At 63.9% G+C, this 12,356-nt stretch carries 10 protein-coding genes; 5 read left to right on the forward strand and 5 right to left on the reverse strand.

From position 1 onward, the window contains the following. Positions 1–13: 13 nt before the first annotated feature. The gene (locus LC060_RS20400) at positions 14–1,090 is read left to right on the forward strand and encodes a YdcF family protein (protein WP_226638543.1); all 1,077 of its coding nucleotides are present in this window, start codon (positions 14–16) and stop codon (positions 1,088–1,090) included. A 13-nt stretch (positions 1,091–1,103) separates the two neighbouring features. Next, positions 1,104–2,105 carry a nuclease gene (locus tag LC060_RS20405; RefSeq protein WP_226638544.1) on the forward strand — a complete coding sequence of 334 codons (1,002 nt, stop codon included), beginning with the start codon at positions 1,104–1,106 and terminating at the stop codon, positions 2,103–2,105. A 128-nt stretch (positions 2,106–2,233) separates the two neighbouring features. Here the strand turns inward: LC060_RS20405 and LC060_RS20410 are convergent, their stop codons facing one another. The 5 genes from LC060_RS20410 to LC060_RS20430 form a co-directional block, all read right to left on the reverse strand. Beyond that, complete coding sequence (locus LC060_RS20410) at positions 2,234–3,667, reverse strand: MFS transporter (protein WP_226638545.1); 1,434 nt, start codon at positions 3,665–3,667, stop codon at positions 2,234–2,236. A 103-nt stretch (positions 3,668–3,770) separates the two neighbouring features. Further along, positions 3,771–4,508 (reverse strand): class I SAM-dependent methyltransferase, encoded by a 738-nt coding sequence (locus LC060_RS20415; RefSeq protein ID WP_226638546.1) that lies wholly within the window; start codon positions 4,506–4,508, stop codon positions 3,771–3,773. Between the two features lie 263 nt (positions 4,509–4,771). Continuing rightward, positions 4,772–5,983 carry a polysaccharide biosynthesis/export family protein gene (locus tag LC060_RS20420; RefSeq protein ID WP_226638547.1) on the reverse strand — a complete coding sequence of 404 codons (1,212 nt, stop codon included), beginning with the start codon at positions 5,981–5,983 and terminating at the stop codon, positions 4,772–4,774. Positions 5,984–6,162: 179 nt separating this feature from the next. After that, entirely contained in the window at positions 6,163–6,903 is a 741-nt protein-coding gene (locus LC060_RS20425) for a DUF5672 family protein (protein WP_319005462.1), read from the reverse strand. A 67-nt stretch (positions 6,904–6,970) separates the two neighbouring features. Next, positions 6,971–8,611: a glycosyltransferase family 2 protein gene (locus tag LC060_RS20430; RefSeq protein ID WP_226638549.1), complete on the reverse strand. Its 1,641-nt coding sequence runs from the start codon at positions 8,609–8,611 to the stop codon at positions 6,971–6,973. A gap of 334 nt (positions 8,612–8,945) precedes the next feature. On the opposite strand from LC060_RS20430, the gene LC060_RS20435 reads away from it, so the two are divergent. The 3 genes from LC060_RS20435 to LC060_RS21100 are packed head-to-tail and all read left to right on the forward strand — an operon-like array spanning position 8,946 to position 12,340. Further along, positions 8,946–10,133, forward strand: coding sequence for a hypothetical protein (locus LC060_RS20435; protein ID WP_226638550.1), 1,188 nt, complete (start codon positions 8,946–8,948; stop codon positions 10,131–10,133). A gap of 4 nt (positions 10,134–10,137) precedes the next feature. Next, entirely contained in the window at positions 10,138–10,935 is a 798-nt protein-coding gene (locus LC060_RS20440; protein ID WP_226638551.1) for an ABC transporter permease, read from the forward strand. Positions 10,936–10,963: 28 nt separating this feature from the next. After that, positions 10,964–12,340 (forward strand): ATP-binding cassette domain-containing protein, encoded by a 1,377-nt coding sequence (locus LC060_RS21100; RefSeq protein ID WP_319005463.1) that lies wholly within the window; start codon positions 10,964–10,966, stop codon positions 12,338–12,340. The last annotated feature ends 16 nt before the right edge of the window (positions 12,341–12,356 follow it).

Here is a 12,356-nt window from a genome sequence, read left to right on the forward strand (position 1 = left end):
GGTGCGCGACCGCGTGAGCGAGCGGCTTTCGCAGCGTCTCTTCCCGCTGTTGGGACATCCCGGCAACGTACGTTCGGCCCAGGCCGAGCCCGCGCTGGCGCAGGTCCTGTCCGCCCGCGCCGCGCGCCGGAACGAGTGCGCGCGCGATCTTGTCTGCCTCGCCTATTCGCAGATCTGGAGCGAGGCGGAGATCGCGACGAGCGCGCAGGTTCTGGCCGCAAGGCTCGACGCAAAGGCACCGGGCGTCTTCGATGACGGAGTGGCCGCGCAGGTGCGCCGCGAACTGGAAGGCGTGAACACGATCATCCGGACCTATGGTCTGGGGGCGCGTCCCGTCTACTCCGAGATCGACGGCGCGGGCGTTATCGACGCGCGCGAGCGTGAGGCCCGCCTGCAAGGCGCATCAGGCCTGTCGCGCGTGGTGCGTGAGGGCTCGGTGCAGGACTTCGACCCGAGCCTGGAATTCGCCATCGCTCTCCTGGACACAAGCGATCGCACCGATGCCATCGGCTACGAACCCATCGCCGAAGGGCTCAACGCAAAGGCCATGGCGCGGGCGAAGGGCTTTGACTGGTCGGCCCATGCCTATCCGGCGATGATCCTGACCGGGATCGGCCCGGAAGTGGAAGGCCAGTCCCTCAGCCCCTTGGGCAAATACCACCTGCGCGTTGCAGCCACCCGTTTCGCGCACGGCGACATCGGCTTCATCGTCATTTCCGGCGGCCGCGCGCACCCGCGTGAGACCCGCTTCGCCGAGGCCGAGGAAATGCGCCGCGCGCTTATCGAACGCTACGCCATCGCGCCCGAGGCCATCGTGATCGAGCCTTATGCGCGCCACACGACGACCAACCTGCGTAACGCGGCGCGCCGTCTTGCCATGCTGGGTGCCCCTCTCGATCGGCCCATGCTGATCGTCAGCAACGAGGGCCAGAGCGCCTACATCGAAAGCGCCGATTTCACGCAGCGCAACACCGACGAGCTTGGCTTCCAGCCCGGTACGGTGGGCCAGCGCCTCTCGCCCACGGCGCTCGAATTCACGCCCTCGCGCCGTTCGCTGCGGGTCGATCCGCGCGACCCGCTCGACCCTTGAGGAGACTTTTCCGATGATGCGCAAACTCACCCTTGCCGCGCTGGCGGTTTCGTCCGCGCTCGTTCTCCATGCCCCCACCGCCCACGCCTGGGGCAAGCGTGGGCACGAGATGATCGACCGCGCCGCGCTGGAGGCGATCCCCGCCGATGGTCCGGTGTTCCTGCAAGACTATGAGGACTACATCGCCGCCTCTGCGGGTTATCCCGACGCCTGGCGTGGGAACGATGAGGGCTTTTCCAAGATCGCCGAAGACCCCAATCATGGCTGGTTTCGCGAGCAGTTCACCTTCCTCGATCCGATCCCGCGTTCGCGCTACGAATTCGTGCTGGCGCTGTTCAAGCACCGCGAGGCGATCAAGGACAGCGATCCCGCTGCGGCTGCGCGCACCAATGTGCGCTGGACCGGCACTCTGCCCTATGCCGCTATGGAAACCTATGAGCGGCTGATCGTGTGCATGCGCCAGGTTCGCGCGGCCAGAGCTTCGGGCGGGGATGCCTCGGTTCCCGAACGGCACTGCGCGTTCCACGCGATCCGCTTGGGCCACTACATCGGCGATGGCGGCAACCCGATGCACGATTCCGTCCATGCCGATGGCTGGCTGGGGGATAACCCGAAGGGCTATACCACCAGCAGGTCGGTGCATGGCCGCTTCGAGAGCCGCTTCGTCGATGCGATGGACCTGAGCGCGGGGGATGTCACCGCGCAGATGCCCGCCAGGGCACATGGCGAGGGCGACATGTTCGACGCAGTCCTCGCCTACCTCGATGCGGCAGGCGACAAGGTCGGCTATGTCTACGAGCTGGAGAAGCGCGACCAGTTCGGCGACTTTTCCGATGCGGACGTGCGCGACCTGATCCTCACCCAGACAGGTTCAGCCGCCGCGATGTTGCGCGACATGCTGTGCCGCGCCTGGGAAGAGAGCGCGCAGGACCCGGCCACAGTCGATCCCTCGCCCATCGACTTTGCCAATCCGGCCTTCAATCCGGAAACGGGAAGTGCGCCTGCGGGGCTTTGAAGGTTCCGAGGGCGATCGCCCTCGGGCTCCCCAAACTGGGCCACCTCACCGTTCTCAGCCGACGTGGCGAATGAAAGGCGGGGTCGCCCGGTTCTGGGGTCAAGGGGTGATGACCCCTTGCCTGTTTCTTATGTCTTTCCTTCCCGCCAGATCAGCGCACGCCGGATCCGGGCGTGGCGGGCATGGCCCAGCCTCACCCGTGCCAGCACCGCAATGACGGCGAGACTTCCCGCGGCGGGCAGGGCAAGTCCGAGTGCCAGGATCGCGCCGCGCACGGCGGGGCTCGCGGCCTCTCCGGGGCTGTATCCGGCTAGGTCGAGAAGCAGGCCCAGGCTGGCCGTCGAGGCCGCGCCGCTGGCCTTGATGGCGACGAGGAAGATCGCGAAGAGCCCGGCCTCGAAGCGGCGCCGGTACTGCCATTCGAGCGCGTCGACGACATCGGCGAGCAGGCTCCAGGGGAGCATGTAGATCGCGGTCTGCCCGAAACCCATCACCAGCGCGCTGGCGAGGAGGGGCGCCGAAGTGCCCATCGGAAAGGCGATCCCGATCAGCGCAAAGAGGGCAAGGCCGGCAAGGCAGGTCGCGTGGCCCAGCATCAGGAGGCGGGTACCGTCGATACGCGCGGTAAGCGCGGTCCAGGCAGCGACCCCTGCGAACTGGCCGATCGTGATTGCGGTGAGGATAGCTCCGACCAGCCTGGGCGCGGCGAGCACGTGCTCGCCCATGTAGAGCAGCATGCGCTCGAAGGCGGGCGGGGCGAAGCCGGTCAGCGCGGCAAGGGCGAGCATGGCCAGCACCAGTGGCGCGCGCAGCGGCACGCGCAGGCCGTCGCGGCACGGCGCTGCGCTGGGGGCAGCGCGGCTATCCGCCGTGCCCGGCGCGCAGCGCGCGCTCGCGATCATGGTTGCGGTGAAGATGAGCCCGACGAGCCCGCCTGCCAGTGCAAGCCGGGTATGGTCGCCGGTCGTGCCTGCCGCCTGCACGATGGGAGTGAGGACAAGGGCAATGGTGAGCGAGGAGCAGGAGGAGAACAGGCGGCGATATCCCGAAACGCGGGCGCGCACCCTGCTGTCGGCGCTGACCCGGGTCATCAGGGCGTTGTGCGGCACGTCGATCACCGCATAGGCTCCGCGAAAGAGCACGAGCACCAGCGCCATCGCGGCCATGGGAAGGGCACCGGCAAAGATCCGGCTTGAGAGGAAGGGCAGGGCGTAGACGCCTGCGAAGGCAAGGCCGCACGGTGCGGCTCCAGCCACGATCAGCCAGCGGTAGCTGCGCCCGCGCACCTGCATGGCAATGACGATGCGCGCGGCGAGGAGGTCGAAGACGAGGTCGCCCGCCAGCACCAGCAGCATGAGCCCGCCCGCCGTGGCCGCGCGCAGGCCGAGCAGTTCGGTGAGCAGGAACAGGAACGTGATCTCGGCGCCCGAGAAGGTGATGTTCTTGCCGAAATTGCCCGCCGCATAGGCCAGGAGGCGGGCTTCCCCCGTGGCGGTCCGCCTCGTTCGATGGTCCGCGAACCAGGGAAGGCGCGACCGGGTGAGGGCGTGGGCGGGCGACATGGCGCAGCCCTTAGCGCATGTCTCTTACGGTTGTGCGAAACGCGCCCGACCCGGTGAACCTGAGGGCCAGCGGCCCCGGGTTCATGCCTTCAGCTTTCCCGGCTCAACGGGGCTTTCCCAGCACGACGAGGCTTTGCCAGAAAGCGCCGTGGTCGCGGGCATCGGTGCCGTCGGTGAAGGCCGGCTCGGCAAAGCCCAGCTCGCGCGCCCAGAGGCGGATCCAGTCGCGGTGGAGGAAGCTGTCGAGAACGCTCGACCAGCCCTTCGCGGCGAAGTTGGCGGTGCGGGTGTGGAAGACCCGGTGATGGCCCGGGTCCTCGAACTCGAGGAAGGAGAAGATCACCTTGCCGCCCGGTTTCAGGGCCCGGTGCATGTCGCGCAGGTAGAGGTAGCATTCCTCGGGATAGAGGTGGGTGAAGACCGACCACAGGAACACGATGTCCTGCGAGCCGTCTGGCGCGGCGATGGTGAGATTGCGGTGGACGAGGGCGCGGTAGTCCGGGCAGCGGGATTTCAGGTGTGCAACCAGCGGGGCGACGATGTCCGCGCCGGTGTAGCGGCCCTGCCAGCCTGCGCGTTGCAGCGCCATCGCGGTGCGGCCGCAGCCACAGCCCAGGTCATAGATCGCCATGCCATCCGCAAGGCCATGGTGGCGCAGGACATCGACCTGCAGATCCCCCTGCCGCGCGAAATCTTCAGGTCCCGAGGAACCAATGGCGCCGATCAGGGCGCGCTCCAGGTCGCCTGGATATTTCTTACGTTCACGTGCAATGATCGTGTTGTAGGAATGAACAAAATGCCATCGGTTTGCGCGGATGAGCAGTTTTTGAATGAGGCCCATGTGTCTCCCGAACAGAAATCGCAGAACAATTCTGGGAGTATAGGCAGGGGGACAGGACCGGATCGAGGAAAAACTGTCCATGTGCCGGTGGTTTCGAGCCGTCCCTGCACACGCTTTGCCAGGAGGACCTGTCCTGCCGCAGGAGCGGGCTGCCAAAGGCTCTTGTCCAGGTGGCGCGAAAGTGGGCGCGGCGGCCCCTTGCCGCCACCTGGGTTTCTCCATTCTCCCCCCGCCCGCGACTTGGCAGAGGCTACGCAGCTCGATCAGAACATGTTGGCGTTCTGAATCGCGACGATCGGGTAGACGATCTGTGAAACCGCGCGGAGGAACTTCGAAAAGTCGGTCAGCGGCGCATTCGAGACATAGATCAGATCGTCATCGCGAATGGGGAAGGACTGCGCGGCAAAGAGCGTCGAGGGATTGCGCATGTCGATCTTGTAGATGATGGGAATCCGGTTGTCCGACGCCTGTGTCTGCAAAGGATCGCTCCTGACACCGAGAACTTCGGGGTCTTCAAAGCGGAAGATGAAGACGCCGCGCGCATTCGCCTTTTGATCATCCAGTCCACCGATCCGGCCCAGCGCCTGCGACAAGGTGAGACCCGTGCTTTCGAACGATACCTCGTCGTTGCGCCCGGCGGCGCCCAGAACGGTGAAGCTGAATGGTTGGTACAGGGCCGTGACGACGTCATTGGGCTCGAGCCTGACGTTCTCCGTAGGCCGGTTGATGACTTGGGAAAGCGGCATTGCGACGACCTTGTCGCCTCGCGTTATCTGGACCGTCATCTTGCCGATGGGCTGGCGCACGCCACCGGCGCTGGCCAGGGCATCGAGCAAGCGCTCGCCCTTGGGGCTCAGGGGCATGCGCAAGCTGTTCGTGACGTCGCCGATGACCGTCACGTCGGCCGTGGAGTTCTGGGCGATGCGCACGATGACCTGCGGGTCATGGGCCTTGCCTGCAAGCTTGGACTTGATCGCGGTGGCAATGTCCTGAGGGGTCTTTCCCGCTGCGGTGATGCGTCCGGCAAAGGGAACGCTGATCGTCCCGTCCGCTTCCACGATCTGTTCCGGCAAGGGAACGCCCCGCCCTGCCTGTTCGGCTGCGCTGCTGCTCTCCGTGCTCATCCCAAAGCCGAAGAGCAGGGCAGGGGGCGCTTCCCAGATCGAGATGGAGAGGACATCCCCGCGTCCCACGATGCTGCCGTAAGGGGGCACTTCGCCGAGATCGGCGTGGAAGGATTGCGGAATTTCGTGTGACTTCAGCCGCTGGGCAACCTGCGCGTTCACATCGACGACCTGAACCGGTACGCCCGTTTCCGTGCTGCTCGCGGGGAGATCATTGATTTCATCCGTCGACGGTCCCGATCTCGGCAACGTCGAACAGGCGCCCAGCAGGACCAGGGCAGACAATGCCAGCGCGTGTCGCGGTGTCATGTCGAAGCGGAAATCAATCGGAAAAAATCCAGCGATCTTCATCTGTTGCTCTTGAACTGTGATCTGGTCAAGAAGCGCAAAGCGCCTCGCCAGACATTCCAGTCCGGCATGGTTGTGGGGCCGCTGTATCGCTCCAAACCCCATATGTCACTGCGCGATTCCCTTTTTCGCGACAGGCCGGATTGGCCCCTGCGGCAGGGGGCAGGAGGGCAAGGCAGGCGCTAGCTCTTGCGCGCCTTGCGCCGCAGGGGGAGCAGCAGGCAATCAGCCGCGAGCCTGGAGATCCGTGCGAGGGCGTTGCGCATGGGCCACATGTCTCGTGCGATCGAGAAGAAGTCGTGGCGCACGGTGCCTATGTCATCCAGATCCTTGTACACGTCCCAGAAGCGCTCGGGGCCGATCGCATCGGGCATGCGGAAGGCTCCGTGGTATCCGAAGGTGCGGCGCACGTCGGCCCGGCGCTCTGCAGAGAACGCGTCGGCCAGCTCGCGCGGGGCGAAGCGTAGGCCCTGCGCTTCCAGCCAGGCGCGATTGGTCCGTCCGATCGCCAGGTCTTCGGGATGCGCCTGCTCGAAATCGGGTGCGCGACAAAGCTCCATGAGCCGTCGGCTGCGCAAGGAGAAGCCGCCGTTGCCGACGTCGTGTCCGTCATCGAACTGGGGCCAGCTTGCCCCGATGTAGTCGTATTCGAGAAATTCGGACTGCCAGCGCGTCGCATCGAGAACGTGGCCGTCCCACTGCGCCACGAGGCAATGCGATGTCGTGACATAATCGACAAGCCGGTTGAGCAGGAATTGCGAGTAGGCTGCCGACGAGGTCAGGCGATCGACGGGCACTATTCGGATGGAAGGATGAAGCCGCTCGGGGCGCGCATCGGTGAACAGCAGGCATTGGCCAAATGCAATCTGTTCGAGGCTGACTTCGAGCGCACGAATGGTGGCCGATAGATTGACGGAGGTCACGGCGCAGAGGGTCACTTGCGGCAGTGCAAGCCGGTCGTTTCGGGCTGAAGGCATCATGCCGGTCGTCCTAGAGCCTTACCACGAAGTGTTCGCTGAAGGGGTTGAGTTGCGGATGGTGGAAGGGGTCCGTGATCCGGTCTGTCGACCAGGCCGATTTCAACGCGGCCAGTTCGTTGGCCAGGCGGGCAGCGCCGGTGGGATCCCGGTCGTGCCCGCGCGATACCGATTCGTGATGGATCAGCCTTGCGCGGGGCTCGTAGAAGGATTGCCAGCCCTGACGATTGAGTCGCAGGCACAGGTCTACATCGTTGAACGCCACGGCGAATTGGGTCTCGTCGAGACCGCCAACCGCTTCGAAGCGGGCGCGCTGGACGACGAGGCAGGCCGCCGTGACCGCAGACGTGAATTGCGGAAGGGCATGGCGGCGAAAATAGCCTTCCTCATCGGGCGACAGGCGTCGGTGTGCGTGGGCCGCCCCGCCCCCGATTCCCAGAACAACGCCCGCGTGCTGAATCCGTCCATCGGGATAGAGCAGTTGCGCGCCCACCGCTCCGACATCGGGTCGGAGGGCCTGATGGACCAGGATTCGGAGCCAGTCGGGGTCGATGATTTCAATGTCGTTGTTGAGCAGGCACAACAGCTCTCCGCGCGCGTCGCTGGCGGCCCGATTGTTGAGGGCGGAGAAATTGAACGGCCCGGGGTGCCGGAGTACCCGATATCGCTCGGGGGCGAGGGCGGCCAGGTAGGCCAGAGTTTCCGGATCGTCGCTGCCGTTGTCGACGATGATGACCTCGAGATCGGAATAGTTCGTTCGCTCGAGACCTTCGATGCAGGTGCGCAGCAGATGCAGGCCATTGCGCGTGGGGACGATGGCGCTGACGGACGGCCATGCGCCGGTGTCCATGGCGATGGCGCCCGGCATCCGCGCGGTCGGGCGCGACTGGCGGTGGTGCAGGACCTGAGGGATATGGCGAATGTCGCCCTCCCTCGCCTGATCGACGAGGGTGTGGAGCTGCTTCTGCCAGTTGGTCGCATTCCCGGCGAGGTTCTTCTGTGGAACGCGCAGGATGCACGCCCCGGACAGATAATCGAGATGCTGGAACAGCTCCTTGTTCCATTCCGGTTTGAAATGGGGGGAATGGCGCTGCCCGTCGCGGTCCAGAAGATCGTCGTCGGCATAGATCAGCTGCGCGCGATCCTGAAGCTGCTGACCGTACACCGCGCCGGCGCCCGGGGCGAGGATGTCCCCGGCCGCGATCGGCAGGATCCAGAGCGTGCGATTTTCAGGGCCGGCAAAGTCAGATATCTCCGGCGGGTCAAGATCTTCGAGCAGATCGATTCGCTCGGCGCAGAGGCTGCGCAAGGTGCGCTCCCGCGCCTCGGGGGCGCCTCGCTCGCGATCATATACAATCGCCGCAATTCGGGGGGGCTCAATCTGGGCGGGCCCGGTGTCTGAGGTCTCCGCGCCCGTTGGGGAAACTTCGTTGTCGAGCATCCAGAGTTTGTAGGCCAGGGGGGACTTGGCCAACAGCGGAGCGAAATGGGCGTGGGCGCGGACGCGTTTGCCGTTCAGGCGCCACCATGCCGCGAGCGCATAGGGACGCGGTGTCGATCGCAGCGCCTGCAAATGTATCCGTAGCGTGAGTCCAGCACGTACCAATCGATGCCATGTCGGTTTTCGATCGGGATTTCTGCGTGTTTCGACCATGGCGATGCCCCTAGCCGATCTCATCGGGAGAGTGAACTGCCATGCAGACTGCCGCGCATCGTCCGGTTTGTACGTCCATTCGGCAGGTGCCGCGCTTGGGCAATTTACCGGTGGGCGCAGCGGATTGCAGCAGAGTTCCGGGGATTGCAGTGCCGGGGCGAGGGTTCGCAGGCGTCAGGTGGTTGCTGATGCGGGGGGATCGGACTTGCCACTTTTGCATTGCAAATACGCTTGGGGGCAGGCATTTGCGAGGCAACCGCTGCGGTTGCAGTGGGCACTCACAGTTTGGGCTTTGCTACTCCTAAGATGCGCATCTGAAATGAATTTTTCGCAAATGACGCCGGCGCAGCATGCGTCCAGCCATGGTGCTGACCTCGCCCAGGACGAGGGGCAGGACGGGGCCTCGAAGTCCTATGTCGAGGCTGCGTTTGAAAAGGCCAAGAAGGTGGGGCCGCTCTTCTATCTGACCGTCGTCATTCCAACCTTGCTTGCCGTGTTCTATTTCGGATTTGCCGCTTCGGACATCTATGTCTCCGAATCGAAGTTCGTCGTCCAGAATCCCGAGAAACCAAGCGTGAACGGCCTGGGCGGCTTGCTGGGGTCCAGTAGTTGGTCGGGCGAAGGCACGGAAGTCTACGCGGCACGGGCCTATGTCCAGTCGCGCAGCGCGATGAACGATCTGAACCAGCAGCACGCGCTGGAAGAATCCTTCGGCGCAAAGTCCATCTTTCTGTTCGACCGTTTCGATCCTTTCGGCGTCGAGGGCTCGAATGAAAGTCTCTACAAGTACTACATGGACAAGGTTGCGATCGATTACGATTCCTCGTCGTCGATCGTGACTCTGAGCGTGCGTGCCTTCGATCCGGAGGATGCCTATCGCTTCAACGCCTTCTTGCTGAAGCGCTCGGAGGGATTGATCAATCGCCTCACGCAGCGGGCCCAGGCCGACGTCATTCGGGTCGCCGAGAAGGAAGTGGAAAGAGCGAACGAAAAAGTGCGGACAACGGCCATGGCCTTGGCCGAGTTCCGCAATTCCAGCGGCATCCTGGATCCCGAACAGCAGGCGAGCGCGCAGCTGGAAATGATCTCGAAGTTGCAGGACGAACTGATTTCCACGAAAATGCAGCTGAGCCAGTATCGGCAGCTTGCGCCGGAGAACCCCAAGATCTCCGTTCTCGAAGCGACGGCGCGGGATCTTGCCTCGCAAATTGCCGAGGAAACCTCGAAGACGGTGAAGGGCAGGGAGTCGCTCGCGGGGTCCGCTGTCCAGTACCAGCATCTCCTGCTGGACAACCAGTTTGCGGAAAAGCAACTGGCCGCAACCATGTCGGCCTATGAGGAGGCGCGTAGCGATACCTTGCGCCAGCAGGCCTATGTCGAGCGTATTGTCGCCCCCAACGTGCCGGACGAGGCGCTGGAGCCGCGCCGCTTGCGTGGTATCCTGTCGACCCTTGCGCTGGGCTTTGCCACCTGGGGCATTTTGACGATGCTGATCGCCGGTATTCGCGAGCACCAGGACTGACCTTGTGGATGTACGTGGCAAACCATCGCTTCTGCGCAGTTTGAACATCGAGCGCCGCGTCGTGAGTGCCCTGCTCATGCGCGAGGTCCTCACGCGCTATGGACGCCACAACATCGGGTTCCTCTGGCTGTTCGTGGAGCCCATGCTCTTCACGGTGGGCGTCGCCACGCTCTGGAGCCTGCTTTCCTCGTTTCACGGATCCGATCTGCCGATCGTGGACTTTGCAATGACCGGGTATTCCTGCGTTCTGGTCTGGCGCAACGTGATCTCGCGCGCGATTGGTGCGATCGAACCCAATCTTGCGCTTCTGCACCATCGCAACGTGAAGCCCTTCGATATCATGCTCGCGCGCGCCTTGCTCGAGGTCATCGGGGCAGGCATGTCATTCTTTATCCTCACGCTGCTGTTCTACGCGATCGGATGGTCCGGGCTGCCGGAGGATATTCTCAAGGTCCTGGGAGGCTGGATCCTGCTGGCCTGGCTGGGGTGCAGTGCCGGCATCCTGCTGGGAGCCATGGCGTTCTTTTCCGAGATCGTCGACAAGATCTGGCACCCGATGGCCTACATCATGTTCCCGATTTCCGGCGCGGCCTTTACGGTTGATGCCCTGCCGTCGCAGTTCCAGAACGTGGTCCTGTGGATCCCCATGGTCAGTGGAACCGAACTGGTTCGCGAAGGCTTTTTCGGTTCGCGCTATCATGCCCACTACGATGTCTTTTACGTCATTGCGGTGTGCACTTTGATGACCTTGCTTGGCTTGGCCCTGACGCGCAAACTGTCGCGTGAAATCGAGCCGGGATGAGTGATGTGATGCCAGGGATGGCAAGTTCATGATCAGAATCGAGAACGTCGCCAAGGAATACAAGACGCGCAAAGGCGCAGTCGGTGTCCTGCACGACATCAACCTGACGGTCAGGCCGGGTGAAAAGGTCGGCATTCTCGGCGTCAACGGGGCCGGTAAGTCCACGCTTGTGCGGATCATCTCGGGTGTTGAGCGCCCGACGCGCGGGGTGGTCCATCGCACGATGTCGGTATCGTGGCCGCTGGCGTTCACGAGCGCCTTTCAGAATGCGCTCACGGGCTACGACAATGTTCGCTGCATCTGCCGGATCTACGGCATCAAGCCCGAAGAAAAGATCGACCAGATTCAGGACTTCGCGGAGCTTGGCCGCTATCTGCGCGAGCCGGTCAAAAACTATTCGACAGGCATGCGCGCGCGCCTCGCGTTCGCAATTTCCATGGCGATCGAGTTCGACTGCTTCCTCATCGACGAGGTCGTCGCCGTGGGCGATGCGCGCTTCCAGGAAAAGTCCCGCCGCGAGCTCTTCGAGAAGCGGCGCGACCGGGCCATGATCATCGTGTCGCACAGCCCCGGTTATGTCCGCAAGCACTGCGACCGGGCGGTCGTCCTGAACAAGGGGCGGCTCTACGATTTCCCCGATCTCGACAGCGGCTACGAATTCTACGAGCAGATGCTCAGGGAGCAGGAGGCCGCGCAGGGCGGGACGCTTTTGGGCAGTGCCCAGGACGCGCCGCCGCCGCCACTGGCGGTGGAGATTGAAAGTCTCAAGAAGCGTGCGAATGGGGCGCTGGCGGAGTTGCAGACGGCCTTGCGGATATACCAGCGCAAGGCAGGGAGCCCGCCGGACTTCCTGCTGCCGGGGCCTGCGCCGACACTCGCGGCGGACCTGCTGGCAGGGTGCACGGTGCTGCCGAGGCGCGCGGACATCGTCGCGCAATTGCCCAAGGGAGGGGTTGGCGTGCAGGTGGGGCGACAGCCGCCAGCCTTCACGCGCACTCTGTTCGACACGACCCAGGCGGCCAAGCTCTACCTGCTCGGCAATAAGCGGCAGTCTGCCCAAGCCGGGCCTCTCTCCGCGGAACTTCAATCCGGGCGGATCGAGAGCCTGGACGGGGATACGGACGAAGCCCTCGAGACGCTCGAGGATGGTTCGCTCGACTACGCCTATGTCAATGTCGCCCAGGACTACGAGGTTGTTCGCAAGGACCTGCACGGCGTCTTTCGCAAGGTCAGGTCGGGGGGCAGCATCGTCTGCAACAATTTCACCAACTGGGGGGTGATGGAAGCGCGTTCCCTGGGTGGTTTCAAGGCTGTGATGGAAGAGGTTCTCGACGCTGGCGCCCAAGTCAGCGCGATGTCGCTACACCCTTATGGATACAGCGATATTACCGTGATCAGACCCTGATCACGCGCCGCATTCC

The organism is Novosphingobium profundi (assembly GCF_020524485.1).
Classification (GTDB): Bacteria; Pseudomonadota; Alphaproteobacteria; order Sphingomonadales; family Sphingomonadaceae; genus Novosphingobium; species Novosphingobium profundi_A.